25 protein-coding genes are annotated in these 25,608 nt (G+C 68.7%); 13 read left to right on the top strand and 12 right to left on the bottom strand.

Going from position 1 to position 25,608, the window contains the following annotated elements:
• Positions 1-33 precede the first annotated feature (33 nt).
• Complete coding sequence (locus OG558_RS36520) at positions 34-918, top strand: aldo/keto reductase (RefSeq protein ID WP_405067077.1); 885 nt, start codon at positions 34-36, stop codon at positions 916-918.
• A gap of 1 nt (position 919) precedes the next feature.
• Here the strand turns inward: OG558_RS36520 and OG558_RS36515 are convergent, their stop codons facing one another.
• The 8 genes from OG558_RS36515 to OG558_RS36480 form a co-directional block, all read right to left on the bottom strand.
• Positions 920-1,789 carry an LLM class flavin-dependent oxidoreductase gene (locus OG558_RS36515; RefSeq protein WP_405067076.1) on the bottom strand — a complete coding sequence of 290 codons (870 nt, stop codon included), beginning with the start codon at positions 1,787-1,789 and terminating at the stop codon, positions 920-922.
• Between the two features lie 119 nt (positions 1,790-1,908).
• The gene (locus OG558_RS36510; RefSeq protein ID WP_405067075.1) at positions 1,909-2,220 is read right to left on the bottom strand and encodes a hypothetical protein; all 312 of its coding nucleotides are present in this window, start codon (positions 2,218-2,220) and stop codon (positions 1,909-1,911) included.
• An 85-nt stretch (positions 2,221-2,305) separates the two neighbouring features.
• Positions 2,306-2,641, bottom strand: coding sequence for an STAS domain-containing protein (locus tag OG558_RS36505; protein WP_405067074.1), 336 nt, complete (start codon positions 2,639-2,641; stop codon positions 2,306-2,308).
• On the bottom strand, positions 2,634-3,398 hold the full coding sequence (locus OG558_RS36500; RefSeq protein ID WP_405067073.1) for a GAF and ANTAR domain-containing protein: 765 nt from the start codon (positions 3,396-3,398) through the stop codon (positions 2,634-2,636). Before OG558_RS36500 ends, OG558_RS36505 begins: the two co-directional genes overlap by 8 nt.
• Before the next feature lie 55 nt (positions 3,399-3,453).
• Entirely contained in the window at positions 3,454-4,632 is a 1,179-nt protein-coding gene (locus OG558_RS36495) for a PP2C family protein-serine/threonine phosphatase (RefSeq protein ID WP_405067072.1), read from the bottom strand.
• Positions 4,629-5,423 carry an alpha/beta fold hydrolase gene (locus OG558_RS36490; protein WP_405067071.1) on the bottom strand — a complete coding sequence of 265 codons (795 nt, stop codon included), beginning with the start codon at positions 5,421-5,423 and terminating at the stop codon, positions 4,629-4,631. The genes OG558_RS36495 and OG558_RS36490 overlap by 4 nt, the downstream gene beginning before the upstream one ends.
• A gap of 53 nt (positions 5,424-5,476) precedes the next feature.
• Complete coding sequence (locus tag OG558_RS36485) at positions 5,477-6,328, bottom strand: phosphotransferase family protein (RefSeq protein WP_405067070.1); 852 nt, start codon at positions 6,326-6,328, stop codon at positions 5,477-5,479.
• A 42-nt stretch (positions 6,329-6,370) separates the two neighbouring features.
• Positions 6,371-6,892, bottom strand: coding sequence for an ArsR/SmtB family transcription factor (locus OG558_RS36480; protein ID WP_405067069.1), 522 nt, complete (start codon positions 6,890-6,892; stop codon positions 6,371-6,373).
• A gap of 258 nt (positions 6,893-7,150) precedes the next feature.
• On the opposite strand from OG558_RS36480, the gene OG558_RS36475 reads away from it, so the two are divergent.
• From OG558_RS36475 to lhgO, 4 genes are all read left to right on the top strand, one after another.
• Positions 7,151-8,368: an MFS transporter gene (locus tag OG558_RS36475; RefSeq protein ID WP_405067068.1), complete on the top strand. Its 1,218-nt coding sequence runs from the start codon at positions 7,151-7,153 to the stop codon at positions 8,366-8,368.
• A 53-nt stretch (positions 8,369-8,421) separates the two neighbouring features.
• Complete coding sequence (locus OG558_RS36470) at positions 8,422-9,783, top strand: protein kinase domain-containing protein (RefSeq protein ID WP_405067067.1); 1,362 nt, start codon at positions 8,422-8,424, stop codon at positions 9,781-9,783.
• A 27-nt stretch (positions 9,784-9,810) separates the two neighbouring features.
• On the top strand, positions 9,811-10,638 hold the full coding sequence (locus OG558_RS36465; protein ID WP_405067066.1) for an aldo/keto reductase: 828 nt from the start codon (positions 9,811-9,813) through the stop codon (positions 10,636-10,638).
• A 71-nt stretch (positions 10,639-10,709) separates the two neighbouring features.
• Positions 10,710-11,915 (top strand): L-2-hydroxyglutarate oxidase, encoded by a 1,206-nt coding sequence (lhgO, locus tag OG558_RS36460; RefSeq protein WP_405067065.1) that lies wholly within the window; start codon positions 10,710-10,712, stop codon positions 11,913-11,915.
• A 45-nt stretch (positions 11,916-11,960) separates the two neighbouring features.
• Here lhgO and OG558_RS36455 read toward each other — a convergent pair whose 3' ends face one another.
• The gene (locus tag OG558_RS36455; protein ID WP_405067064.1) at positions 11,961-12,737 is read right to left on the bottom strand and encodes a FadR/GntR family transcriptional regulator; all 777 of its coding nucleotides are present in this window, start codon (positions 12,735-12,737) and stop codon (positions 11,961-11,963) included.
• Positions 12,738-12,918: 181 nt separating this feature from the next.
• On the opposite strand from OG558_RS36455, the gene OG558_RS36450 reads away from it, so the two are divergent.
• From OG558_RS36450 to OG558_RS36420, 7 genes are all read left to right on the top strand, one after another.
• Positions 12,919-14,076 (top strand): mandelate racemase/muconate lactonizing enzyme family protein, encoded by a 1,158-nt coding sequence (locus OG558_RS36450; protein ID WP_405067063.1) that lies wholly within the window; start codon positions 12,919-12,921, stop codon positions 14,074-14,076.
• 41 nt (positions 14,077-14,117) lie between these two features.
• A complete protein-coding gene (locus OG558_RS36445; RefSeq protein WP_405067062.1) occupies positions 14,118-14,876 on the top strand; it encodes an SDR family NAD(P)-dependent oxidoreductase in 759 nt (252 codons plus the stop codon).
• 2 nt (positions 14,877-14,878) lie between these two features.
• Positions 14,879-15,997: an aldose 1-epimerase family protein gene (locus OG558_RS36440; RefSeq protein ID WP_405067061.1), complete on the top strand. Its 1,119-nt coding sequence runs from the start codon at positions 14,879-14,881 to the stop codon at positions 15,995-15,997.
• 22 nt (positions 15,998-16,019) lie between these two features.
• A complete protein-coding gene (locus tag OG558_RS36435; RefSeq protein ID WP_405067060.1) occupies positions 16,020-17,240 on the top strand; it encodes a CaiB/BaiF CoA transferase family protein in 1,221 nt (406 codons plus the stop codon).
• Positions 17,240-18,337, top strand: a complete 1,098-nt coding sequence (locus OG558_RS36430; RefSeq protein WP_405067059.1) for a hypothetical protein — start codon at positions 17,240-17,242, stop codon at positions 18,335-18,337. The genes OG558_RS36435 and OG558_RS36430 overlap by 1 nt, the downstream gene beginning before the upstream one ends.
• Positions 18,334-19,116, top strand: a complete 783-nt coding sequence (locus OG558_RS36425; protein WP_405067058.1) for an enoyl-CoA hydratase/isomerase family protein — start codon at positions 18,334-18,336, stop codon at positions 19,114-19,116. Before OG558_RS36430 ends, OG558_RS36425 begins: the two co-directional genes overlap by 4 nt.
• 96 nt (positions 19,117-19,212) lie before the next feature.
• Positions 19,213-19,974 (top strand): carbohydrate deacetylase, encoded by a 762-nt coding sequence (locus tag OG558_RS36420; protein WP_405067057.1) that lies wholly within the window; start codon positions 19,213-19,215, stop codon positions 19,972-19,974.
• A gap of 52 nt (positions 19,975-20,026) precedes the next feature.
• Here OG558_RS36420 and OG558_RS36415 read toward each other — a convergent pair whose 3' ends face one another.
• From OG558_RS36415 to OG558_RS36405, 3 genes are read right to left on the bottom strand one after another with little or no spacing between them, the layout of a single operon-like run.
• Positions 20,027-21,586: a DUF4139 domain-containing protein gene (locus OG558_RS36415; protein ID WP_405067056.1), complete on the bottom strand. Its 1,560-nt coding sequence runs from the start codon at positions 21,584-21,586 to the stop codon at positions 20,027-20,029.
• The gene (locus tag OG558_RS36410) at positions 21,583-22,431 is read right to left on the bottom strand and encodes a helix-turn-helix domain-containing protein (RefSeq protein WP_405067055.1); all 849 of its coding nucleotides are present in this window, start codon (positions 22,429-22,431) and stop codon (positions 21,583-21,585) included. The genes OG558_RS36415 and OG558_RS36410 overlap by 4 nt, the downstream gene beginning before the upstream one ends.
• A gap of 22 nt (positions 22,432-22,453) precedes the next feature.
• On the bottom strand, positions 22,454-23,251 hold the full coding sequence (locus OG558_RS36405) for an alpha/beta fold hydrolase (RefSeq protein ID WP_405067054.1): 798 nt from the start codon (positions 23,249-23,251) through the stop codon (positions 22,454-22,456).
• A 378-nt stretch (positions 23,252-23,629) separates the two neighbouring features.
• Between OG558_RS36405 and OG558_RS36400 the strand changes: the two genes are divergently transcribed.
• Entirely contained in the window at positions 23,630-25,582 is a 1,953-nt protein-coding gene (locus OG558_RS36400; RefSeq protein ID WP_405067053.1) for a heparinase II/III family protein, read from the top strand.
• The last annotated feature ends 26 nt before the right edge of the window (positions 25,583-25,608 follow it).

Raw genomic sequence — 25,608 nt, 5'->3', positions numbered from 1 at the left:
CGCGCCGGAGTGAGGATGTCTAGCGTGGCCGGCATGACTGTTCCTCTGCTCAAGCTCAACAACGGTGTGGAGATGCCGGCCATCGGCTTCGGTGTCTTCCAGACGCCGCCGGACCAGACCATCGCCGCCGTCGAGACAGCGCTGGCCACCGGCTACCGGCACGTCGACACGGCCGCGGCGTACCTCAACGAGCGCGAGGTCGGCGAGGCGATCCGTCGCTCCGGTCTCGACCGCTCCGAGGTCTTCGTCGAGACGAAGGTCTGGATCACCGACTACGGCTACGACGAGACGTTGCACGCCTTCGACAAGAGTGCCGGCAAGCTCGGGATCGAGCAGCTCGACCTGCTGATCCTGCACCAGGCGTTTCCTGGCGAGTTCGAGTTGACGATCGGCGCCTACAAGGCGCTGGAGACGCTGCTGGCCGACGGCAAGGTCCGCGCGATCGGCGTCAGCAACTTCATGGCCGACCACCTGGCCCGGTTGTTCGAGGCAACCTCCGTGGTGCCGGCCGTCAACCAGCTCGAGGTGCACCCGTACTTCCGCCAGTCCGAGGTGCTGGCGGTCGACGCCGAGCACGGGATCCTGTCCCAGGCGTGGTCGCCCATCGGTGGGATCACCTTCTACCGCGACGGTTCTCACGGGAGCACCCTCGAGGACGCGACCATCAACGAGATCGCGGCGGCACACGGCAAGACGCCCGCCCAGGTGATGCTGCGCTGGCATCTGCAGCAGGGTCGTCTGGCCATCCCGAAGTCGGTCACGCCCGCGCGGATCGCGGAGAACCTCGACGTCTTCGACTTCGAGCTCACGGCCGAGCAGCTGACCGCGATCGACGCGCTCGACACCGGCGTACGCGGTGGTCCGAAGCCGGAGCAGATCACCCGCGAGAACTTCGGCATCGTGATCCCCGAGGCGTGAGTCAGCTCAGGCCGGCGGCTGCGGCGATCAGCTCGATCTGCTGGAGGTCGGGGTTGGCCGGGAACAGGATCAATTCGTCGCAGCCCGCGGCGGTGAAGCCGGCGACGGTGTCGGCGACCGCCTGCTGGGTGATGAGGGCACTGCCCACGACCCTGTCGGCGTACGCACCGGCGAAGCTGTAGTAGTCGCCGAGATAGCTCCGCGCGTGCTGCTCGGCCTCGTCGCCGAGGCTCACGTATCCGATGGCGACCAGGCGCGGCTCACCTTCACGTCCTGCCTCGCGCCACGCACCTCTGGCCTTGTCGGCTGCGGCGGTGAAGGCGTCCGGTCCGCCGGCGCCGAGGATCCAGCCGGCGCCGTACTCGGTCATCCGGCGGAAGGCGGCCGGAGACCCACCACCGATGAGCAGCGGGGGACCGCCTGGTCGCATCGGGGCCGGCCCGATCGCACCGGCGTACCCCCGCGACTCACCGGCCCACACCGCCCGCATCTCGGCGAGTTGTGCGTCGAACACCTTTCCGCGCTTCTCGTACGGCGATGCCGTCGCCTCGAAGTCGTCCGGGCGCGATCCCACCGCGATGCCGACCGTCAGCCGGCCCTCGGAGAGGCGATCCACGGTGGCCAACTGCTTGGCCAGCAGCGCACCGTTGCCGCGGTACGGGCCGATCATGATGGCCGTCGTCAAGCCGATCCGCCCGGTCACCGCCGCCGCGGCGGCAAGCGTCGAGATCGGCTCCAGATTCCCGTACACAATCCGGTCGAGCGTCCCGAGGGTCGAGAACCCGGCCTCCTCGGCAGCCCGCGCCCAGTCCAGGACCAGCCGTCCGCGAATACCCGGAATCGTGGACGGCAGACCGATACCAACATCCATCAGAGCTCTCCCTGGTTCGCAGTGTTCGAGGCCTTACCCAGACTGCACGATCGTCTTGACTCTGTCTTGGGTCGCGAGGAGGGTCGAGCCCCGGCACCGGGCGGCTCTGGCCTTGCGGGTCAGGGCCGTCCTGGAGGCCCGGCAGATCCCCATGGCTGGAGAGGCATGGGGCAGATCGGGTCCGTGGCGGCGTCGTTCAGGTCGTAGGCCACGAAGGGGCAGCGGGTGCAGTAGAGGAGGCCGTCGGCCGGGTCGCTGAGGAGGTCGTGACCGTAGGCCGGGCCGGCGGCTGGGCAGGTCGTGTTCTCGATCTCGGCGCGGTCGGTGAAATGCGCGCCGCACAGGAGACAGACAGGGGTGGCGCTCGAGCGCCCCATCCGGGAGAGTTCCACCACTCGATGGCCGTTGATTTCAGTGAAGAAGTCAGTCACGATCCTCTTTCCCCGGAGAAGATGTGGGCGCTGCCTCCCTAGTGCCCCGTGCCGCGATTCTTACGCACCCCAGCAAACGGATGACCTAGGCCGGTTCGGGAATGTCGTCGCGGATGACCAGGAGACGGTGCAGCATCGTCAGCTTGATCGTCGACTCGAGCTGCGGCCGCAGCCGTGCCAGACACAGGTTGCCGCCGGCGTCCTCGGCCAATTTGTGGAGCCTGACGAAGACTGCGAGACCGCTCGAGTCACAGAACGCCAGCTCCGCCAGATCCAGAATCACGGAGCGCCCGGCCTCAGCCAGCGGCTGCACGACCTTCAGGAAGCCGGCGGTGGTGCCGAAGTCCAGCTCGCCGGAGACCCTGACCACGACGTCCGCCCCGCGATCCAGTACGTCGACGGACAGGTGCTCGTCACTCACCGTGCGTGCCTCGGAGCTTCCGGGTGTCGATCAGTTCCTGCGCGACATCGCGCAGCTTGGTGTTGTGCTGCTGGGAGTAGCGCTTCAGGATCTCGAACGCGCGGGTCTCGTCCAGGTCGAAGCGCTCCATCAGAATGCCCATCGCCTGTCCGACCAGCTTCCGCGCGTCCACCGCCGCGGCCATCGTCTCGTCGTCCCGTGCCGAGGCAACGGCCACCGAGGCATGCCGAGCCAGGATGTGGGCGATCGCTTCGTCGTCCGCGGTGAACGCGTTCGGCTGGGTGTTGAACAGAGACAGCACGCCGATGAGCTGGTCGCCGGCCCACATCGGCACATGCAGGGCCGATCCGACCCGGTACTGCGTGACCCGTGCGGTCCACGCCGGCCACCGCGTCTCGATCTTGACCTCGGGGACATAGACCGAGACTCCCTCGGTGAGCGCGGTCAGGACCGGACCCTCGCCGATTTCGCATTGCAGTTGATAGAGCTCGCTGACCAGGGGGTCGGTGACCGCAGCGATCTCCCGGCTGCCCCGCACCGTGAGCATGACACCGGCGTACGAACAGGCCTCCGCCTGGAGCGCGAACTGCACGACTGCCTCGACCGTCTCGGTCATTCCCTCCGCGTGGTGGAGTTCGACCGCGAGGCGGGCGAAGGCATCCGCTCCGAACGCCGCGCGGTCGTCCGTCGCGGCCGACTCGGCCGGCGGGTTCGCGCTGTGGCTCCGAACGCCGGAGAGCCGAGCTGAATCGTCCATGCGCATATGATGCCTCGCTCCGGAAGGCCGCTCGGACAGACGGCGGGGAATCAGCTCACAGATCGTCGTCCGGGCGAATCGGGGCTCCGAGAGCGAGCAGAGCGGTGTCGTCGGCCAGCCGTGGCCCGAAGCCGGAGAGCACGTCGGAGAGTGCTCCGACGAGTGCAGTCGGTGACGTTCCGGCGTACTGAGTGGCGAGCGTTCGCAGGGATTCCGGGCCGTAGAAATCGCCGTTGACCCGCGCTTCGGTCAGCCCGTCGGTGTAGAGCAGCAACATGTCGCCCGGCTCGAGCGTGACGTCGGTCTGCGGGAACTTCGAGGACGGCAGGATGCCGATCAACGTGCCGTCTTGGCTGAGGAGGAACTCGCAACGTCCGTCAGCGCGCACCAACAGCGGTGGTGGGTGACCTCCCGACGCGAAACGTACGGCGACCTGGCCGGTCACGGGGTTGCTCCGCAGCGTCCCGAAGACCGCCGTGCAGTACCGCAGGTCGCCGCCGGCATACCGCTCATGCAGTACGGCGTTCAGCGTCCCTAGCGCCGCAGCCGGGTCATGCATTGCTGCGGCTCGCAACGTATAGCGAGCCACCGAGGTCATCGCGGCAGCCGCAGGCCCCTTGCCGCACACGTCACCGAGAAAGAAACCCCAGCGTTCACCGTCGATGGCGAACAGGTCGTAGAAGTCGCCGCCGAGTTCGTCGGGTGACGCCGTGTGGTAGTACGCCGCGGTGGTCAGTCCCGGCACCTTCGGCATAGTGGCCGGGAGCAACGATTGCTGGAGGACGGCCAAGGCGTCCTGCAGCCGGGCACGATCCGCCTCCGCCTGGCGCCGTGCGTGCTCGGCCGCCTGGCGTTCCCGCAACAGTTCTTCCTCGTACGCGCGCCGGATGTGCGCGTCGAAGATCGTCGTCCGGATCAGCACCGGCTGGTCGTTGTCGTCGTACCTGACGACCGACGACACCAGGATCGGCATCCGGGCACCGCCGGCCTGTTTCAGCTCGAGGGCGACGCCGCTGACCTCACCTTGCATCCGCAGCAGGGGAGCGAAGTGGGTCTCGTGGTAGAGCTTGCCGCCGACGGTCAGCAGGTCGGGGAACCGAAGCCGTCCGACCACCGCATCCCGGGGCAGGCCCAGCCAGTCCAGCAACGTGCTGTTGACCTTCACGATCGTGCCGTCCATCGACGTCGACAGGAGGCCGCACGGCGCGGCGTCGTACGCCTCCTCGTCGGTCACCTCAGGTCCGCGAGGAAGCCCACGATGGCCTTGTTGGTGGCCTCGGGTGCCGACAGGTGCGGGCAGTGACCGGTGGCGTCCAAGGTGACGAGGGTCGAGCCTTCGACGGCGGCGTGCACGTAGGCGCCGACCTGTCGCGGGGAGATGACGTCCTGGGCCGATTCGAGAATCAACGTCGGCACCCGGACCGTGGCCAGATCGGCACGGGAGTCGGACAGGAACGTCGTCCGCGCGAAGACGCGGGCCATCGCGGGATCGGTGGCGCAGAAGCTGTTCGTCAGTTCCTGGTTGAGCTCGGGACGGTCCGGCGTACCCATGATGACCGGAGCCATCGCGGCGGACCAGCCGAGATAGTTCGACTCCAGCGAGCTCAGCAGTTCGTCGACGTCCTGGACGCTGAAGCCGCCTTGGTAGTCACCGTCATCGACGTAGCAGGGGGACGGGGCGACCATGACCAACGCGCCGAAACGTTTCGGATCCTTCTGCGCCGCCAGTACGCCGATCATCGCGCTGACCGAATGGCCGACGAACACCGCGTCGGTCAGGTCGAGCGCGGCACACACCTCGACCACGTCCTCGGCGTACCCGTCGAGCGTGGAGTAGCGCTGCTCGTCGAAGGCCGACAGATCGGATCGGCCGGAACCGACATAGTCGAAGAGCACCACCCGGTGATCCGCGGCCAAGGCAGGAACAGTCAGCCGCCACATGTTCTGGTCACAACCGAACCCGTGAGCCAGCACCACCGCCGGCCCGTCCGGATTGCCGGTGACGACGACATTGTTCCTGCGCACGATGTCCACCTGGCCATCCTCGCAGCCAAGTCCACACGGGCAGACCTCGACTGCTACGGGAACAGCCAGTGCAGGGCTCGCTGGCACTTGTCCACGTAGCGGCTCTGTCCGGTCTCGACTCCGAAGGCGAGGTCTTCGAAGACACTGCACCGGGCGTAGAACATCGCCCGGTCGACCAGCTGATCGGTCGCGGCCGTTCCGTACTGCACGAGCGCCGCCGCGAGTGCGTCCGGTCCGAGATCTCGGTAGATGAGGCCGAAGTCGTTGGCGCGGTCGACCAGGGCGGCATCGGTCCAGTCGATCACCCCGGTGACCGCTCCGGACGCGGGGTCGACCATGACGTGTTCGATGCCGAGATCGTTGTGTGAGAACACGAGCGAATCGGGCTCTGCCGGTGGCTCCGCGGCGAGAAAGCGGGTGATCGCCGGCCTACGACTGTCCGGCACCTGGTCTCGGACGGCCTCGAAGGTTTCGGCGGCCTCCTCGAGCCAATCGCTCAGCGGCACGACATCGGGCGCCACCAGACCATCGAACGCTTCGACCGGAGCCGAGTGAAGCGCACCCAGGAACGCCCCCAACTGCTCCGCCACGAGGAGCCCGTCGTACGGCGAGTCCCACTCGATCAGCGGGATTCCCCGCACCATCCGATAAGCCAGACACCCCTCGTCCGCCTCGGCGAAAAGCGGATCGGGGACCGCCAGCGGCGAGATCCCCGCGACCACTCCGAGCAGGCGGGCCTCGCGCTCCACCTGGGCCGCCGCAACGTCCTTGGCGAACCGGACCACGATGTCACCGTTGACGACGTACGCCGTGTTGTCCATCCCGGCCCCGATCAGTTCCACACCCTCGACCCGGCACCCCGGCAACCGCCTGCCGACCAGCTCGCGAACCCTGACGTCATCCACAGCCTGATCCTCCCCTCCGCTTCAAGCGCAGAGCCTGGGCTGTCAGTGACCGGCCAGGTTCCGGCCGAGTTCGGTGCAGACGTACAGAACCTGTCTGCCCTGGCGGTTCCGGCTGACCAGGCCGGCGTCGTACAGCACCTTGAGATGGGCCGAGATGCTGCTGGGAGCCGCGCTGAGTCGTTCAGCCAGATGGGTGGTGGTCTGCGGCGCGTCGAGAATCGCCAGCATCCTGGCCCTGGTGTCGCCGAGCAGCCGGGCCAATGGGCGGCCGGTCGGCTGTGGAGCGCGTTCCCAGAGCGTGCCGATCGCCCGGGCGGCGTAGTACATGGCATGTGGCGAGGCAGCCCGAACGGCGAAGGCGGGGCGCCCGGCGAGGAAGACGCTGGGGACCAGCGGCATTCCGTCCCCGCGGAGTTCCCGCTCGATGCGATGGTGCCAGTCCATCTCCAACCGCCCTTGGGTCCACGTCAGGGACGGATGAATGTCGGCGAGCATCCGGCCCGGTCCGTAGTCGGCGAGGGCACGCGTGCGGAACGCGATGTCGGCTTCCAGCAGCGTTCGCATCCGGGCCCAGGCCGGCTCGATGGCCAGCCGCCACCAGGTGGCCAGCGCCGCGACCAGAAGCGGGAGACCACGTTCGGGTTCGGCCTGAAGCCGGCGGCCGAGGTCGGTCAGCGGCAGGTGCCCGCCAACGGCCTCCAGGCCGGCCCGGACCGTTTCCGGGTCCCGAATCGGGTGATGAACACGGGTCCAGTGTCGCTGACGATTCGGCTGAGAACGAATCGATTTCGCGGCTCGCCGTCATCGGGTTCCATTCCCGGCATGACTGTCGCCACCCCGCTCACCCGGGCACAACGATTGCTTCCTCCGGCCGGGCTGCCGCGAGCGCTGTGCCTGCAGTCGGCTCTGTATGCCGTGGGCTCGGGATTCTTCCTGTCCGGGAACGCCGTCTTCTTCACCACGATCGTCGGCCTGTCAGCTGCCGAGGTGGGCCTCGGCATCTCGATCGCCGGGGCTCTCGGATTCGTCGCGGCGGTTCCGCTCGGTGCGGTTGCCGACCGGATCGGCCCGCGGCGCGCCTGGCTGCTTGCCGCGCTGATCGAAGGATGCATCTACTTCGCGTATCCGCTGGCTCGCGGGTTCCTCGCGTTCGTGGTGATCGTCGCGGCCCTGGCCATCGCCGAGTCCGCCGGGCATTCGGGCCGGGGCGCCTACACGCTGGACGTCCTCGCGCCGGGGGAGCGAGTGCGGTTGATGGCGTTCAACCGCTCGGCCCTGAATCTGGGATTCACCGCGGGAGCCTTACTCGGCGGGCTCGCACTGGCGAGCGGCAGCCGAACGGTGATCATGGTGGTTCCCCCGCTCGCCGGGGGGCTGATGCTGGTCACCGCCCTGCTCATCTCGCGGTTGCCGGCCTCGCCACACCGGCGTTCCGACCAGCAGGTCTCACGGTTCGCGGTCCTCCGGGACCGGCGGTTCATGGTGGTGTCGCTGCTCAACGGCGTACTCGGATCGCATCAGGTCCTGCTGATGGTCGTCTTCCCTCTCTGGCTGGTCGAGCGGACCGACGCGCCGCACGCCGTACTCGCCTGGTTGTTCGCGCTCAACACAGTGCTGGCGGTCGGTCTGCAAGTCTGGGCGGCGCGCGGCGCGAACACGGCGCACGGCGCGGTCCGCTCTTCCCGCCTGGCTGCGGCCGGTATCGCCGTTGGTTGCCTAGTGATGCCGATCAGCGCCGGGACCGCCGCCTGGGTGACGGTCTGCCTGCTGGTCGGTGCGTACGCCGCCATCACGCTCGGCGAACTGTTCCAGTCAGCAGGGCATTGGGGGCTGGTCAGCGAACTGTCCCCAGCCGACCAACGGCCTCAGTACCAAGGAGCGTTCCGGCTCGGGCTGCAACTCCAGTCGATCGTCGGCCCGGTCGCATTCACGGCACTCGCGGTGACCTGGGGCCCGATCGGCTGGCTGGCCATCGCGGCCGTGTTCGTCCTGGCGGCGATCGCGCTCGGCCCCGCGGTCGGCCGTCATCACGCTGTATAAGCTCGGGCGTTGGAGATCGGTTGGTTCGTTTCGAGGCTGGGTACGGGGGGCGAATGCTGGTTGCGAAGCGTTACAGACTGGGGCCCGCTCTCGGGCGGGGCGGCATGGGCGAGGTCTTCCGCGCCACCGATGAACAACTGGAACGTGTGGTCGCGGTCAAGTTGCTGCTGCCGTCCGGTCACGACGCGCGCGGAGCTGCCCGATTCCAGCGCGAGGCGCGAGCCGCCGCGAGGCTGAGCGACCCGCACGTCGTGTCGGTGTACGACTTCGGCCAACACGGCGACGGCTTCTTCCTGGTGATGGAGCTGGTCGAAGGCCGGACGGTCTCCGCGGAGCTCGCCGAGCACGGGCCCCTGCCGAAAGAGCGTGCGATCGACATCATCGAACAGGCCGCCGCGGGCCTGGCCGCCGCGCATCGCGAAGATGTCGTCCACCGGGATGTGAAGCCGGGCAACCTGCTCCTGGCGGCGGACGGGACCGTCAAGGTCGCGGATTTCGGTATCGCTCATGTTCCCGGTGACGGGTCGAGCACGCTGACGGCGACCGGCCAGATCATCGGCAGCACGCACTACCTCTCGCCCGAGCGAGCCAGAGGCGGGCAGGCCGGCAAGCCGTCCGACGTGTACGCGCTGGGTTGCGTGCTCTACCAGCTGGTCACCGGTGAGCCGCCGTTCACGGCCGAGCACCCGACAGCGATTCTTTACCAGCACGTCGACACTCCTCCGGCGCCGCCGAGTGTGGCCCGCCCCGAACTCGCTGGACCGTTCGAGACCGTTTTGCTCCAGATGCTCGCCAAGGAGGCCGCGGACCGTCCGTCCGCCGCAGAGATCGCGACCGGCGCCTTGCGCGCCGAGCCACTCGGAGCCGACCTCGGTCCCGTCGTCGTTCCCGTTGCCGAGGCTCCGAGCATCGCAACCAGCCCACTCGAGCCGCTGGAGCCGCCGAACCGGATGAGCAGGAAGACCGTGCTGGCCGGGGGGATCGCCCTCCTCGCGACGGCAGGGGCCGTGGTGGCCGGAGTCTTGCTCAACGGCAACGACCCAAGATTGCCCCCGAGCACCGAGGTCGGCCCCCGACAGGGCCCTACCTCCGCAACGCCGGAGTCGAACCCCGCCGCGACGAGCACCGCATCCACTACCGGCCCCACCCGCTCCGGTACGGCGAGCCGCGCAAACCCGACCACTCCGTCGCAAAGCGCCTCCCAGCCGGCAACGTCGAGCAGCCCTACGGCCGGCACCACCACGACGTCGCCGAGCGCGTCCACCCGGCCCAGCACCACCCCCAGCGCTCCCACGCAGGGAACTCCGTCGACGGGAACCTCTCCCTCGAGCACGCCTCCGACCGACACCCCCACGCCGAGCGCCCCGGCGTCAGACACTCCATCGCCGAGCGCGACGGGGCCGGCAGCGGACTAGGCTCCTGCTCGGAGTCAGGAGGCACGGGTGAAGGAGCTCGTCGGTCGCGTCGCCCTCGGGGTGGCGGGCCTGTCATTCGCACCCCGCGATCGGTCCGCCGATCTGGCAACGATCCGAGCCGGCCTCGCCGCGGGTACGGCGATCCTCGACACCGCCCGCGCGTACGCCCACGTCGACAAGCCCTTGTACGGCGAGGAGCTGGCCGCGGAAGCCGCCCGGGGTACGAGCGCGATCGTCGGGACCAAGGGTGGTCACTCGCGAACCGGGGCGACCACCTGGGACGCGGATATCAGCGCGCCGCGGATCCGGTCCGACGTCGAGACGAGCCTGCGGGTCTTCGGAGGCGAGCGCGTCGATCTCTACTACCTCCACAGAGTCGACCTGGCCGAGCAGCCTGTGGAGGAGGGCGTCGGTGCTCTGGCGTCGCTCCGTGATGAGGGCAAGGTGGCCCGGATCGGTCTGTCGAACGTCGGCGTGGCCGAGCTCGAGAGAGCGTCCACGGTCGCTCGCGTCGACGCCGTACAGAATCACCACAGCGCCATGGGACGCGAGTCGCTCGAGGTGCTCGCGTGGTGCGAGGCCAACGAAGTGCCGTTCTTTGCCTACTCACCCCTTCGACCTGCGGCCGCGGCACCCCGGCTGACCGCCATGGCCGATGCCCGTGGCGTCTCGCTGCAACGCCTCCAGCTACGCGCTCTGCTGGCCTCGTCACCCGTGTTGTCGGTCATCTCGGGCGCAACCCGACCGCAAACCGTCCTCGATTCTCTCGCCGCGGAGTCCGAGCCCTGGGACGAAGCCCTCGAGACCGCGTACGCCGAGGACCTCGCGCTGGTCGCCTCAGCACCGCCGGCCTGACCCGTGGAAACTGTATTTATGGCCCGCATTCCGCCTCTTGTTGACAGAGCAGGGGCGTCCAGGAGGGTTCGATGGGATCTGTGGTGAGGACTTCGGTCGTGGTCGGCGGCGGGATTGTCGGTCTGGCCGTGGCGAGGGCTTTGCAGCGGCTCGATCCCGGGACGCCGGTCGTCGTCCTCGAGAAGGAGGGGTCGGTCGCGGCGCACCAGACCGGTCACAACTCGGGGGTCGTGCACTCGGGGCTGTACTACAAGCCCGGATCCCTGAAGGCGCGGCTTGCGGTGGCCGGGGGAGCGGCGCTGAAGGAGTACTGCGACGAGAAGGGCATCCCGCTGGAGGTCCCCGGGAAGCTCGTCGTCGCGACCACGGACGCCGAGTTGCCGCAGCTCGACCGGCTCTTCGGCAACGGCCAGCAGAACGGCGTCCCGGTACGACGCCTCACCCTCGACGAGGTCGCGGAGCGCGAACCGCACCTGCGCGTGAAAGGCGCCCTGGCCGTCGACTCCACCGGTCGGGTGGACTTCAAGCTCGTCGCCGCCGCCCTGGCCGATGACGTCCGCGCGGCCGGAGGCGAGATCCGCACCGGGGTGACGGTGACATCGATCGAGAACGCGGGCTCGGTCGTCCGCGTGCGTACGACCGACGACGTGATCGAAGCGGATCGGGTCGCCGTCTGTGCCGGCCTGCACAGTGACCGGCTCGCGCGGGCCTCCGGCCTCGAGCCCGGTGTCCGCATCCTCCCGTTCCGCGGCGAGTTCAGCGAGATCGTCCCGGAGCGCGCCTCGCTGGTGAGAGGCATGGTCTATCCGGTGCCCGATCCCGATCTGCCGTTCCTCGGCGTCCACCTCACGCGGGGCATCGACGGCATCGTCCACGTCGGGCCGAACGCCGTACCCGCCCTGGCCCGGGAGGGCTATTCCTGGTCGAAGATCGTCGGTCGGGACCTCTGGGAGTCCATGACGTATCGGGGCACCTGGCGTCTCGCGCGGCGGTACGGGAAGACGGGCGCCAAGGAAGTGATGCGCTCACTCACCGGCCGGGCGCTCGTACGGGAGGCGCAGCGGATGCTGCCCGAGCTGCGAGTCTCCGACGTACGACGCTCTGGCGCCGGCGTGCGCGCACAGGCCGTGACCCGCGACGGCAAGCTGGTCGACGACTTCCTCTTCCTCCGCGACGGGCGGACCTTACACGTCCTCAATGCCCCGTCCCCGGCCGCCACCGCCTGCCTGACGATCGCCGACCGCATCGCCGAGGAACTGTCGGCAGACCGAGCCTGACGGTAGACCGCGCTCGGCCTGCGTGACTGCAGGGCCGAGCGCGGATCAGCTCAGCTGCGGGCGCCCGCCTCCGCCATGACCTTCTGGGCGCCGGCGCTGCCAGGCCGACCGGATGTGGTCGGTCATCGCCTGCGCTGCGCCGGGCGCGTCGCGGTCGAGGATGCGGTCCAGGATGATCCGGTGCTCGCCGTTGGTGACGGTCACGGCCTCGATGCTGGGGTGACCCTGGTAGCGCAGGCTGGTGCGCGCCTGACTGTGCACGGAGCTGACGATCGAGCGGGCCAGCCGGTTGCCGGATGCGGCCATGATCCGGTCGTGGAACTCCACATCCGTCTCGATGAAGATCTCCGGCCGGGCGGTGTCGGCCTCGAGCCGGTGGTAGATCGCCTCGAGTTCCGCGCGGTCGTCGTCGGTGGCCAGCAGCGCGGCCTGGCCGGCGAGGTCGGACTCCAGTGCGCAGCGGACGCTCACGAGTTCGTCGAGGATGGTCAGGTTCGAGTCGTGCTTGACCGCCGCGGCCAGCACGGCCGAGTCCAGCAGGTTCCAGTGCGAGTCGTCGCGGACCACGGCGCCGATGCCCCGGCGGACCTCGACCAGGCCTTTGGCCTCGAGCAGCTTGAGCGCCTCCCGGACGGTGATCCGGCTGACCTCGAACTGCTCGACCAGCGCGGCCTCGGGCGGCAGAGCGGCGTACGGCGGAATGTCGCCGGAGACGATCCCGTCCACGATCGAGTCCACCAGCAGATCGGCCAACCGGGCCGGACGTCGCGCGGCCGCGGCCGGGGCGAGTCGCACGGTTGCCTGCGGGCTGTCAGTGGCCACGCTTCCTCCAGGGATCTGCTCGGGCGTCCACTGGATTGTCACCCGAAGCCGAGCAGTCAACAAACCCTTGACAACAGACAACAGACAACTAACATTCGAGCTGCCCGTGATCGCGATCTACCTGTTCTTCCAGCGCCAGATCACCGACGGCGTCACCGCCGGCTCGACCAAGGGGTAGCGCATGCGCATCACGGGATATCGCACCGCCACGACGGTGCACGACTGGGGCAGACCCATCGGTGACGCCAACGGCGCAGTCGACTCCGGCAGGACGTCGGTGCCGGTCGTCATCGTCACCACCGACGTCGGCCTGGAGGGCATCGGGCTCGGGTCGTACGACGGCATCAACACGGTGTTCCCGGCACTCGACGGGCAGGACCCGCGCGCTGTGGTCGCGTTGTACGACCGGATGCTCGCTTGGGTCTTCAAGCGTGGTCACGCCGGCGCGGTGTTCGGTGCGATCGGTGCGCTGGACATGGCGTTGTGGGACCTGAAGGCGAAGGCCGTCGAGCAACCGTTGTGGCGACTGCTCGGCGCGCGCGATCACGTCGTACCGGCGTACGCCTCCGGGCTCGACGGGCCCTTGGCGGACGAGGAGTTGGCGAGGCTGCACAAGCGGTTCGCCGAGCGCGGCCTGCAGGCGGTGAAGGTCAAGGGCGGTCTCGACGTGGCCGCGGACCTGCGGCGGCTCGGCCTGGTCGCGGAGCTCTACCGCGACATCACCGGTCAAACGCCCGCACTGATGCTCGATGCGAACGAGGCCTGGTCACGCAAGGAAGCAGTGCGGCACATCCGGCGGATCGAGGAGCATGTCGACCTGGCCTGGGTCGAGGAGCCGGTACGGCGCTGGGACGTCGACGGGCTCGCCCTCGTCACGCAGTCGGTGAAGGCGGCCATCGCCACCGGCGAGAACCTCACCGGACTCGAGCAGTTCCGGCCGTTGGTGGCAGGCAACGCCGTGGATATCGTGCAGACCGGCAGCGTCTGGGGCATCACACACTTCCTCCGGGTGGCGGCGCTGGCCCACGCGTTCGACCTGCCGATCAGCCCGGTCGGGTACAACGTGAACCCGCTGGGTCATGCGGCGGCCGTCGTACCCAACCATCTCTCGATCGAGATCCAGGACCTGGCGGCCCCGATCGGGATCACCGCGGACCAGGAGGTTGCCGACGGCCACCTTGTGCTGGGGGAGTCGCCCGGGCTCGGCTACACCGTCGACGAGGACGCGATCGCCCGGCTCGGCGACGCCGCCGGCTGGGGTGACAACGCCGGGACCGCACGTGCGACCCGATCGGGCCGGCCGCCGGCTGGTCGGCAAGCCCGTGATCCGGCCGGGTGACCACGTTTGAACTCCACCGGTAGCTACGGAATGGACGCAGCATGACGACACACGCGCACGGTGACAGCAGCGCCGTGGTGACGGGCGCCGGGGGTTCGCTCGGGCGGGCCACCGCGCTACGCCTCGCGAGCGACGGCTATGCCGTCGCCCTGCTCGATCTTCCCGGCGAAGGGCTGGCCGAGTCCGAGGCCGTGGTCAAGGCAGCCGGCGGGCGATCCGCCGTACTGCCGATCGATTTGCGCGACTCGACTGCACTCGTCACCGCGATCGGTGCGGTCGAGGATCGGCTCGGCCCGCTGCAAGTACTGGTGAACAACGCGGCGATCTATCCGGCAACGCCGTTCCTCGACATCTCGCTCGACGAGTACGACGATGTCGTCGCGGTGAACCAGCGAGCCTACTTCGTGGCAGCCCAGGCGGCCGCACGGCTGATGAGTGGGCGGCGGTCCGGCTCGATCGTCAATGTCGCCTCGATCACCTGGTACGGCGGCTGGGAGAAGCTGGCCAGCTACGTCAGCACCAAAGGCGCCGCCGTCGCGCTCACCCGGGCGCTCGCGCGTGAGCTCGGCCCGAACGGCATCCGGGTGAACGCCGTCTCGCCGGGCGCGTTCCCGACCAAGGCGGAGACGATCCACGACGACCCCGAGGCCTACACCGCCTTCGTGATCGACCACCAGTCGATCAAGCGGCGCGGAACCCCTGCAGAGCTCGCCGCAGTCGTGTCATTCCTGGCGGGCGCGGACTCGTCGTTCGTCACCGGGCAAACGATCAATGTCAACGGTGGATGGGTGATGGATTGAGCATGAACGTCTTCGGGGAAGAGTTGTCCGTCGCGGCGCTGCGGGAGCGGACTGGTGATCTCGCCAGCGTTGCTGGTGTCCGTGAGATCGAGTTGAGCAACGGTGTCGAGCGTGGGGTGCGGGCGGTGCAGTTGCGGAGTGCTGCCGGGCTCGAGGTCGAGGTGCTCGTGGATCGTGCGCTTGACCTCGGGTCTGCTCGGTTTCGCGGCGTTCCGTTCGGCTGGCGGTCGGGTAACGGGTTCCGCCATCCCGGTCTGCACGAGAACAACGACGAGGGCGGGTTGTCCTGGCTCCGGGCGCTGGACGGGTTACTGGTGTCGGGCGGACTGGACCATACGTTGTTCGGCAACGAGGTCGACGCCGGTCAGTACCGCTATCCACCGAAGCAGACCGTGGCGCACGGTTTACACGGACGGCTGACGGCAATCCCCGCTCGGCTGCTGGAGGCGGGCGAGGTCTGGGACGGCGATCGATGCACGCTGCGGGTTCGGGGCGAGGTCATCCAGGCGACGTCGTTCGGTGAACACCTGCGCCTGACCCGCACGGTGGAGGTCGACTTCGACGGACTCGAGATCCGGCTGTCCGACGTGGTGGACAACCTCGGGTACGAGCGGACTCCGCATATGTTCCTGTATCACCTGAACTTCGGGTGGCCGGTCATCGACGCGGGGACGGAGTTCGTAGCGCCGATCGTCGAGACGCCCTGGCGCAGTGACTCGGTGGCCGAGCAGAGTGTGTCGTACCGGGTGCTGCCGGACCCGCAACCCGTCCTCGTGGAGCAGGTGTACGAGCACCGCCTGGCGCCGGACGCGGACGGCCGGCACCGGGTCGCGTTGCTTCGCGGCGACGGCACCCTCGGCGTAGAGGTCGCCTGGGACGCGGCGACGATGCCGTGCTTCTTCGAATGGCAGAACCTGCGCAGCGGTCAGTACGCCGTCGGCCTCGAACCGTCGACCCACCACGTCGCCGGTGACGCCGCCGCCCGCGCGGACGGTTCGATGACCTGGCTCGAACACGGCGAGTCCCGGACCTACCGCACCGCGATCCGCGTCCTCGACGGCGTCGAGGCCACCACGTCCGCCCGGGCCGCGATCCGTCGCGTCGCCGGCCAGCCCGACTGAATCCCGAGCGCAGGAAGAGACGATGACCACGAACAACCGCATCCTCGACGGGTACCGCGTCCTCGACTGCTCCATCGCGATGGCCGGCCCGTTCGCCGCCCAGCGGCTCGGCGACCTCGGCGCCGACGTCGTCAAGGTCGAGCCGGTGACCGGCGAGTGGCAACGGCACGCCGCGGCCGGTGGAGCGAAGGGCAACGCGATCAACGTGTCGTTCCTGTCGCTCAACCGGAACAAGCGCTCGCTGGCCGTCGACCTCAAGTCGCCCGACGGCAAGCAGGTGCTGCTCCGGCTCGTCGAGACCGCCGACGTCTTCCTGCAGAACTACCGTCCGGGCGTCGCCGAACGCCTGAGCGTCGACTACGCGACGCTGTCGGCGATCAACCCGCGACTCGTGTACGTGTCGATGTCCGGGTACGGCGAAGACGGACCGCACCGCAATCTGCCCGGCCAAGATCTGTTGCTGCAGGCAAAGTCCGGCGCGATGCTCTCGACCGGCCGGCACGGAGAACCACCACAACCGGCCGGACAGTACCTGGTTGACGCCGTCACCGCGTCGACGGCGTTCGAGGCGGTGCTCGCCGCGCTCCTGCATCGCGAGCGCACCGGCGAGGGACAGCTCGTGCAGGTGAACATGCTCGACGCGATCACCACGTTGCAGATGCAGGAGCTGTCGGTCTTCACGGCTGGGGGAGTGCCCCAGCAGCGCGGCTCGGAGCCACACGCTCACGTTTACATCAGGTCGCCGTACGGGACGTTCAAGACCGCGGATGGCTTCCTCGCGCTGGCGATGCCGGATCTGCCGACGCTGGGCCGGGTGATCGGTGCGGACACCTTCTTGGCGATGGATTCCGAGGTGCACGGCTGGACGCATCGGGACGAGATCTTCCGTCGTACGGCGGAGCGCCTGCTGGAGCGCACGACCGCCGACTGGCTGGCGGACCTGACCGCGGCCGGGATCTGGTGCGGCCCGGTGTACGACTATCAGCAACTGGTCGACGATCCGCAGATCCGGCACAACGGCACCTTCGTGGAGTACGACCATCCGACCGAGGGACGCGTGAAGACGCCGGGGTTCCCGTACAAGTTCTCGAAGACACCGGCGACGGTCGACCGTGGTGCACCACTGGTCGGCGAGCACACCAGCGAGGTGCTCGGTGAGGCCGGATTCTCGGCCGACGAGATCGCTGCGTTGCTGGACACCGGCGCCGTCGCCGAGACGCGGCTGCCGGATCCGGTGCGCTGATGGCGTCGTACCGCGGTCTGACCTGGGATCATCCGCGCGGCCGGGACGCGCTGGTCGCGGCCGGCGGTGAGCTGGACCTGGTCTGGGACGTGCACCCGTTGAGCGGCTTCGAGTCCACCCCGATCGAGGAACTGGCCGAGCGGTACGACGTGATCGTGCTGGATCATCCACATCTCGGGGATGCACTGGCCCACGGCTGTCTTCAGCCGGTCGACGAGTTCCTTGATGCCGGCGCGGACTTCGCCGGTCCGAGTCTGGCGTCGTACCGGATGGATGGCCGGCTCTGGGCGTTGCCGCTGGATGCCGCTACTCAGGTCGCTGCGACGCGGGCGGATCTGGTTGAACCACCTCAGCTGTGGTCGGAGGTGGTCGAGCTGTCGCACCGCGCGCCTGTCGCCTTGTCGGTTGCTGGTCCGCACGCGTTGCTCACCTTCGCTTCGATCTGCGTCGCGCTGGGGGAGGAGCCAGGTGTGGCCGAGCGGTTCGTGCCGGCGACCGGTGTCCGAGCCCTCGAGCTGATGACTGACTTCACCGTCCGCGCGCCGCGGCACACTGTGTCGCTCGATCCGATCGGACTGCTAGCGGACATGACGTCCGAGGACACCGTGACGCATTGCCCGTTGGTGTACGGGTATGTGAACTACGCCGCCTTGGAACTGGACCACCGATTGACTTTCACCGACGCACCCAGTGAGCGGCCGGGATCTCGGCCTGGCTCGACGATCGGTGGTACGGGTCTCGCGGTCAGCGCGCGCTGCGAGGTCGGCCCGGACCTCGCCGAGCATCTACGCTGGTTGCTGTCGGCAACTGCTCAGGAATCCTTCATCCCCAGCCATTCCGGGCAGCCGGCGAGGCTGAGCGCCTGGACGGCGGCGGCGGTCAACGCGCCGGTGGGGGACTTCTACCGGGCCACCTTACGGACCATCACCGCCGCCTGGATCCGGCCTCGGTACGCGGGGTATATCGGCTTCCAGTCCGCGGCGAGCGAGGTGATCCGGGACGTGCTGTCCGGAGCCTCCTCGATCAGCGCGGGCCTCGATCGGATCGACACCTTGCACAGCTCGAGTCGCCAGGCCGTGGAAAGGATCCCTTCATGATCAGTCCAGCCACCGACGACGTGCTCTTCGAACAGCATGGACACGTCGCGGTCATCACCCTGAATCGGCCGGCCAAGCTCAACGCCGTCACCAGTGAGATGTCCGACGCACTGGTCGAACTGGCACAGCAGTGCAACCAGGACGACGACATCCGCGTCGTCGTACTGACCGGTGCCGGCGAGCGGGCCTTCAGCGCCGGCTCGGACATCCGCGAGCTGGACAAGTACGCGACACCGTGGGCGTTCCGGAACCGCGAGGACTACTGCGACTCGCTCAAGGTCCTGCGCAAGCCGGTGATTGCCGCCGTCAACGGTTACGCACTCGGCGGCGGTCTCGAGACCGCGCTGATCTGCGACATCCGGATCGCCTCGTCGAACGCGTCGTTCGCGGCGGCCGAGGTGAAGCTCGGCTGGATCGGCGGCGGTGGGATGTCGGCGCTACTGGCCCGATCGATCGGGCCGAGCAACACGTCCTTGATGCTGATGACCGGCGACCCGATCGATGCCGAGCGAGCGCTCACCTGGGGTCTGGTGAGCGAGGTGGTGGAGCCCGCCGCGCTACTGCCTCGTGCGCTTGAGCTGGCGACGACCATCGCCGCCCGAGCTCCGATCGCCGTCGAGACGGCGAAGGCCAACTTGTCCGCGGCGTACAACCTGCCGCTCGATCAGGCGGTCCGGTACGAGCGCGACATCCAGACAGTCTGCTTCGCGACGCAGGACGCGGCCGAGGGCAGGGCCGCCTTCGCCGAGAAGCGCCCACCGAACTTCACCCGGGCGTGAGGCGGTTCAGGCCTGGTCGGAACCCGCCGTTGATCGCCGGCCGTCGGCCTGGGGTACGGTCGTCTTCCGGTTCGTTCGCTATCCCCAGGAGTGCACGTGGCTGGTGAAATCCGACTGATCGTTCAAGGCGACGACTTCGGCATGGTGCATGCCGTCAATGCCGGCACCATCCAGGCGTTCGAGGAAGGGATCCTGACACAGACCTCCACGATGGCCGCGTGTCCGTGGTTCACCGAGGCCGCTGCGCTGGCACGTGAGTCCGGGATTCCGCTCGGCGTCCATCAGACCCTGACCTGCGAGTGGGACTATCTGCGCTGGCGGCCGCTGACCGATGGACCGTCGCTCGTGGGTGCGGATGGCACGTTCCTCCGGACGGTGGCCGAGGCCAAGGCGTCGATCACCCATGCCGACGCTGTCCGCGAGTTGTCCGCTCAGGTGGCGAAGTTCGCCGCGGAGGGGCTCACTATCGACTACCTCGACGTCCACATGGGCCAGTCCGCGCCGGAGGCGTACGACGAGGTCTCGGCCGCGGCCGGCAAGCCGTTCATCTACGGTCCGGTGGAGTCGCAACGGTTCGCCTCGATCGAGACGCTGAGCGACCGCGATGCGGCAGTCAAGAAGACCTGGGTGCTCGAGCACATCGCCGGCCTGACGCCGGGCGTGCACCTGTTGGTCACCCATTGCGCTCTCGCTGAACCTGAACTCGGTGCCCTGCACGCCCCCGGCAGTGACACCTACCGCTGGGCCGAGGAGTACCGGCTCTCGGATCAGGCCATCGTGACCGACCCCGAGATCCGCAAGGCGATCGAGGAGCGCGGCATCGAACTGGTGTCGATGCGCAACGCGTTCACCGACTGACGCCGGATGGCCGGTCCCGGCCGCCCCCGAAAAGTTCGCCGCACTTCGGCGCTCAGTCGCGCCAGCCGGTGAGTTCGACGGACTTGCCGGTGTCGACCCGGAAACCGAGCTTGATCAGGAACTCCTGGCCGGCGGCCAGGTCGAGCTTCCAGGTGACGACGCCGAGCTCGGTGGTCTCGGCCGGCTCGGGTTCGGCGGTGATCGGCTTGACGGTGATCTCGTGGTCGCGCGACACCGGCAACTGGTCGAGCACGGTCACCCGGGCCTTGCGTGGGGTGTGGTTCTCGATCTGGGTCTCGTACTCGACCTCACGCCGGCGGGTCGATCCGAGCGTGGCCTTGGTCGCGTTCCGGCGGACGAGCTTGCGCTCGACGCGGATGCGGTCGTCCAGGCCGAGGGCGAGCTCGACGTCCTCGCCGGGAGCCCAGACCGGCAGCGCGGCCGAGCCCACGAAGTCCGCCTCGTGGAAGACCGCGGCCTTCCCGGCGGGCAACGTGTGCGTGGACGAGTTCACGACCGTGGCGCGCAGGTGGACGTCGGTCGACCGGACCGGCGCGGTGATGTAGTCCAGCTCGGCGTCGAGGTCGATCGAGGCGATCGTCGCGCGGTGCGAGGCGCCGTCCGCGGGCACGGCGACCGGCCGGGGCGGAGTGTAGGTCGCTGCCGTGACGCCCTGCTCGACGGTCGCGGACTGCTCGACCCAGTCGGGTGCGTTGGCTGATTGGAGGCTCTCCCTTGCGGCGTTGGACGCCCGCCTGGAGTCGAGACTCAGCGGCACGCCGGCCGGCACCGGCGGCGGGTGGGAGCGGTCGAGGTACCAGGGGTCGAGCTCGGGGACCTTGGCGGTCGCCATGGGACGGGCCGTGGACAGCGTGAGGTCGCACTCGGGCCAGTCCTCGCCGGTGCCCTGGCTGACCAGGCCGTACCAGCTCAGCGTCAGCCGTTCACCACTCAGGCGTACGTCGTACGAGCTCCCCCAGCCGGCGGCGGGTACGACGTACGACAGCTCGATCTCCACCTCCGCCTCGCTCTCCAAGGCCAACGTGACGGCGGCCGAAAGGCGGTCGGGTGTGCGTTGCTGCCCGATCGCGGCGAGCCGGCGGTCGGCGGCGGCGAGACGATCGTCGGCCTCGTGCCGCAGGGTGGCGAGCTCCCGTCGCTTCGACCGTACGGCGGACAGCCGTGCGGCGAGCGACTCGGTGAACCCGCTCAGCTCGGTGGCGGTCTCACCGGAGGCCAGCGATCGTGCGAAGCTGCCGCCGGCCCGACGAGCGAGCTGGGTCAGGAACGCGTCCAGCTGGCCCTGGACATCGTCGTCGTCGGCGAGCTCCGCGACCTCGGCCTGGGCCTCGCGACGCTGCCGCTCCAGCTCGGCCACGGTCTCGTCCGGCGCCTGCGGATTGTGCCGCGTCGCCAGGTCCACGCCGAGCACGGTGGCCGGTCCGCGGCCGGCGACCCGGACCGAGTCCTGCTCCAGTACGAGCGGCAGCGGCTCGACGTACACCGTTTGGTCGCCGGCCGGCACGATGACCTTGCCGCGTCGCGTGATCCGGGCCCGGTCCGGATAGACGGCGACGGCGACGATCGGAGCGTCCACCACGAGTTCGGTCATGCCCCGACAGTAGCCCGCGGCTTCGGCCAGGCGACGTCGTCGATCGCGAGCCATGGTGCGGCGGCAACCGCGGCGGGCGTCGTCCCGGCGAACGCGAAAACCTCGCGATGCAGGTGTGATTGATCGACGTACCCGCTCTCGGCGGCGACGCCGGCCGCGGCGTGGCCCGCCGCAAGGAGGTGGGCGGCGTGGTCGAACCGCACCAGCTGAGCGGCTCGTTTGGGGGTGATGCCGAGCTGCGACCGGAACCGGGACCACAGGCGCTGACGGCTCCAGCCGATCTCGCTCGCCAGGCCGTCGACGCGCGCCCGCCCGCGACTGGTGAATGTCCGGCCCCACGCGTGGGCGACCTCCGCATCGACGGATCTGTGGGCGTCCAGACGCCGGCCGAGCACATCGATGACGATGGTGAACCGATCGTCCCACGACGCTGCAGCCCGCAGTCTGTCCTCGAACCGTCCGGCGTCGCGACCCCACACCTCCGCGAGGGACGCAACCGTCCCGGTCAGGATGGTCGATGCACCGAAGACCGCGGCCGCCGCGACCGGCGACAGCCGGATCTGGAGACATTCCCCGACCCTGCCGCCGGCCCGCAGGGCGCCCGGCAGGAGCCCGACGAAGACACTGCCTTTCTCTCGCCGGCCGTGCACGTCGTAGACGAGACCTTCGCCCTCGCCCAGATCGATGATCAGGCTGACGGCGGGGTGCGCGACCATGGCCATGTCCACGAACGCCGAGGCCCGGTGACCGAACCCGGCCATGCTGACGCCAGGCAGCCGGGCCGGACAGCGCGGGACGGCGATGTCCACCAGCGTCCAGTCAGGTGGTGTCCCGGTCGGTCGCATATGACGATGCTAGGCCTGATGGTCAGCGGTCTGCCGCGACGAAGTCCAGCAGCAGACCGCTCGTCGCCTCGGGAGCTTCGAGCATGGGGATGTGCCCGATCCCTGGCAGCATCTCGACCCGCGTGTTCGGTACGGCGTCATAATCGTGCGCCGACGACGGATCCCAGCGAGGGTCCGCACCGCCGAATGCCACCAGCACAGGTACGTCGAGGTCGGCCAGCCGGTCGGGGACACTTCGTGCCGCGATGTATTCGCCGTTGCAGCGCAGCACCGCCGCGAACGTGCTGTACGTGAGTCCCCGGAGCTCGGTGACGAGATCGTTCGGGATGTCCACCGGGCGGGCGCACGTCACGTTGATTCCTCTGCGGATCAGCTTGTCGGTGCGCAGCGCCCAGACGAGTCGGCCGATCGGCGGCCACGCCAGGGCCCGCATGAGGGGCGGCTGCGGTAGAAGTGCATCGGTTCTCGGGCCTGTGCTGACCAGTGCGATCGCCTTCACCAGCTCGGGTCGCTGTTCCGTGAGTGAGGTCGCCACATAGCCGCCGCTCGAATGTCCCACCACGGTGACAGGACCGAGGCCGAGGGCATCGATCACCCTCGCGACCTGGGCCGCCTGCGCCGGCACGTCGTACGACGCAGCGGGTTGGGAGTGGCCCATCCCCGGAAGGTCGACCCGGACGACGTGAAGGTTGCCGGCAAGTGCCGGGACCACTGGCGCCCAGCACGCCCCGGACGCGCCTGAACCGTGGATCAGCAGCAATGGAGGCGCCTGACGCGGGCCGTCGTGGACCACATGCATCCCGTCCGAGTACTCCCTCATGGACGACACGATGCCACGGCTGCGGACGGCCGGTCTTGTACGAATGTCAGTTCTCGAGTGCCGTCACAGACGACCGCCACGCGGTGGGCGCAACCTTTGGCGGCTCGGGTGCATCGAAGCAGATGTGGGGGATTTGCGGTAGGGGGTGGTGGTTCTTGGTGAGAGAGCTTCGGCAGTCACGTTCGACCTGAGCTGCAGGTCGGACCGTCGTTAGCGGCGAGCAGGCCCCGAGGGTGTCCGCGTGCTCGCCGATGGCAGGACAGATCTGGCCGGCAGTGCCTGAGCCCTGTCCAGTCGTGCATTTCGGCTCTGGCGCGCTCGCGACCCGAGCATCGACAGCGTCGCCGCGGTCCGGCGACGGTGGGGGAAGGACAAGTCATGCGATTCATGACCACGGCCGGTGCGGCCGTCGGGATCGCCGTTCTGGTACTGGGGGCGGGAACGGCAACAGGAACAACTCGAACACCAGCGGCCACGCCGGGCATCACGATCGTGCCCGCGCCGCCGGGGCCGGACCAGGCGGAGTTCGTGCCGGGGCAGAGCAACGTCGTACCCCCGACCGCACCGCCGGCGACGGACATCGGTACGGGCCAGGTCCAGTCGCTGGCGGCACCGTTCTACGCGTGTCCCGGCTTCAGCGGGCTCCAGACGACGAACCCGTTGGCGAATCTGTACGTGGACAAGTTCCAGTGGGGACCGTACGCGGCGTACAAGGTCGGCAATGGCGGCGGCAACATCAATTGGGCGTTGAACCCGTACAAGAACGCGAGCTGGTACATGTGGTTCCATTCGCTGCGCTGGCTCGGCCAGGGCATCGTCGCGGCCGGCCAGGGCAACCTGACCGCGCTGACCCGGGTGAACACCATCGCCTACGACTGGTACCGCGACAACCCGTATTCGTGGAAGGCGAACGTGGGTGCGTGGGAGTCCACGATGCACCGGACGAACGTGCTGATCTGTCTGCGGCAGGCCATCTTGTCCGGGCTGAAGGTGACCACGTTGCCGACCAGGTACGCCTGGCTGAACACCGCGTTGCTGAGTCATGCGAGGTTCCTGACGAACTACTGGAGCGGTGCCTGGAACCACGGCACCGACGAGAGCATCGCGCTCTTCGGTGTCGGGTGCACCTTGAACCGGTCCGATTACAAGAACCTCGCCCAGCAGCGGTTGGGGATCGGCATCACCACGTCGATCGACGCGCAGGGGTCGACGAACGAGCAGTCGACCGGGTACGCCGCGTTCAACTACTCGCTCTGGGGCCGCGCGATGACCGTGCTGACGAACTGTGGCGTCAGTCCCGGTACGACGATCGCGACCAGGCGAGCGCTCTTGGCCAAGTGGCTGACCCTGGCCACCAACTCGCTCGGCAAGTTGCACCAACTCGGTGACACCGAGGTCCAGGCGACGTACCCGTGGCCGGGAACGCCGATGGAGTACGCCGGCTCCCGGGGGACGAAGGGTACGGCGCCGCTGTGGCGGGTCGGGATCTACTCGAACGGCTATGTCTTCGGCCGGACCGGTTGGGGTACCGATGCCGCCCGGGGGTTCGCGGGTGAGTCGACGTACAGCATCAGGTTCGGTCCGGGGCGGGCGTTCCATGGGCACTTCGACCACACCAGCATCACCTACACGGCCCGTGGGCGGGACATCGTCATCGACGGCGGGTACGCGGCGTACAACGCCGGTGCGTACCGAACCTGGGCGGTGAGTCCCTCGGCTCACAGCGTGATGACGACGCCGCTGTCGACGTATCTGAACCCGGTCACGAAGCTGACCGCGTCGTCGGTGAAGGCGAATGCCGAGTCCTATCAGTTCGTCGACGCACCGGGGAGCGGGATCAGCCGGGTCCGTTCGGTGCTGGTGCTGAAGGGCCCGGACCTGATGGTCACTTGGGACCGTGCGTCGGCGAAGACGGCGCAGGCGTTCCAGACGCTGTGGCATCTGCCGCCGGATCAGAAGGCGACCGTGATCTCGCGGACCACCGCGGTGGCGATGGCACCCGGTGACACGACCAAGACGGTCCTGTTCCAGATCCCGTTCAGGCAGGCGCTCCCCGCGGGCGCAACCTTGGTCAAGCAGGCCCAGACGAACCCGATCCAGGGCTGGTCCTACCCGAGCAGCTACGTGCGCAAGTCCGCCCCGACCCTGCTACTCGCGCGGTCCGGCAAGACGGCGTCCATCCTGTCGTTCGTCGTACCCGTCCGGGCTTCCGGTTCGGTCAGCTACACCACCCGCTGGTCGGGTACAACGTTCATCATCAACCTGAACGTCGGCGGCCAACGCGCCACCATCGGCATCTCGGGTGGTGGCTCGCTGTACCGTGCCGGCTAGCTCGCAGGGCCCGGATAGTTGCCTTC

This window comes from Kribbella sp. NBC_01510, from assembly GCF_045040325.1.
GTDB lineage: Bacteria > Actinomycetota > Actinomycetes > Propionibacteriales > Kribbellaceae > Kribbella.
Note: the sequence above shows the minus strand (reverse complement) of the source record. Positions and strands in the feature narration are given on the sequence as shown.

What these genes read in the sequence shown, in the direction of transcription:
- OG558_RS36520 (WP_405067077.1), top strand. Translation starts at nt 34, where the DNA reads ATGACTGTTCCTCTGCTCAAGCTCAACAACGGTGTGGAGATGCCGGCC.
- OG558_RS36515 (WP_405067076.1), bottom strand. Translation starts at nt 1,789, where the DNA reads ATGGATGTTGGTATCGGTCTGCCGTCCACGATTCCGGGTATTCGCGGA.
- OG558_RS36500 (WP_405067073.1), bottom strand. Translation starts at nt 3,398, where the DNA reads ATGGACGATTCAGCTCGGCTCTCCGGCGTTCGGAGCCACAGCGCGAAC.
- OG558_RS36480 (WP_405067069.1), bottom strand. Translation starts at nt 6,892, where the DNA reads ATGCGAACGCTGCTGGAAGCCGACATCGCGTTCCGCACGCGTGCCCTC.
- OG558_RS36475 (WP_405067068.1), top strand. Translation starts at nt 7,151, where the DNA reads ATGACTGTCGCCACCCCGCTCACCCGGGCACAACGATTGCTTCCTCCG.
- OG558_RS36470 (WP_405067067.1), top strand. Translation starts at nt 8,422, where the DNA reads ATGCTGGTTGCGAAGCGTTACAGACTGGGGCCCGCTCTCGGGCGGGGC.
- lhgO (WP_405067065.1), top strand. Translation starts at nt 10,710, where the DNA reads ATGGGATCTGTGGTGAGGACTTCGGTCGTGGTCGGCGGCGGGATTGTC.
- OG558_RS36450 (WP_405067063.1), top strand. Translation starts at nt 12,919, where the DNA reads ATGCGCATCACGGGATATCGCACCGCCACGACGGTGCACGACTGGGGC.
- OG558_RS36445 (WP_405067062.1), top strand. Translation starts at nt 14,118, where the DNA reads ATGACGACACACGCGCACGGTGACAGCAGCGCCGTGGTGACGGGCGCC.
- OG558_RS36440 (WP_405067061.1), top strand. Translation starts at nt 14,879, where the DNA reads ATGAACGTCTTCGGGGAAGAGTTGTCCGTCGCGGCGCTGCGGGAGCGG.
- OG558_RS36435 (WP_405067060.1), top strand. Translation starts at nt 16,020, where the DNA reads ATGACCACGAACAACCGCATCCTCGACGGGTACCGCGTCCTCGACTGC.
- OG558_RS36430 (WP_405067059.1), top strand. Translation starts at nt 17,240, where the DNA reads ATGGCGTCGTACCGCGGTCTGACCTGGGATCATCCGCGCGGCCGGGAC.
- OG558_RS36425 (WP_405067058.1), top strand. Translation starts at nt 18,334, where the DNA reads ATGATCAGTCCAGCCACCGACGACGTGCTCTTCGAACAGCATGGACAC.
- OG558_RS36415 (WP_405067056.1), bottom strand. Translation starts at nt 21,586, where the DNA reads ATGACCGAACTCGTGGTGGACGCTCCGATCGTCGCCGTCGCCGTCTAT.
- OG558_RS36410 (WP_405067055.1), bottom strand. Translation starts at nt 22,431, where the DNA reads ATGCGACCGACCGGGACACCACCTGACTGGACGCTGGTGGACATCGCC.
- OG558_RS36405 (WP_405067054.1), bottom strand. Translation starts at nt 23,251, where the DNA reads ATGAGGGAGTACTCGGACGGGATGCATGTGGTCCACGACGGCCCGCGT.
- OG558_RS36400 (WP_405067053.1), top strand. Translation starts at nt 23,630, where the DNA reads ATGCGATTCATGACCACGGCCGGTGCGGCCGTCGGGATCGCCGTTCTG.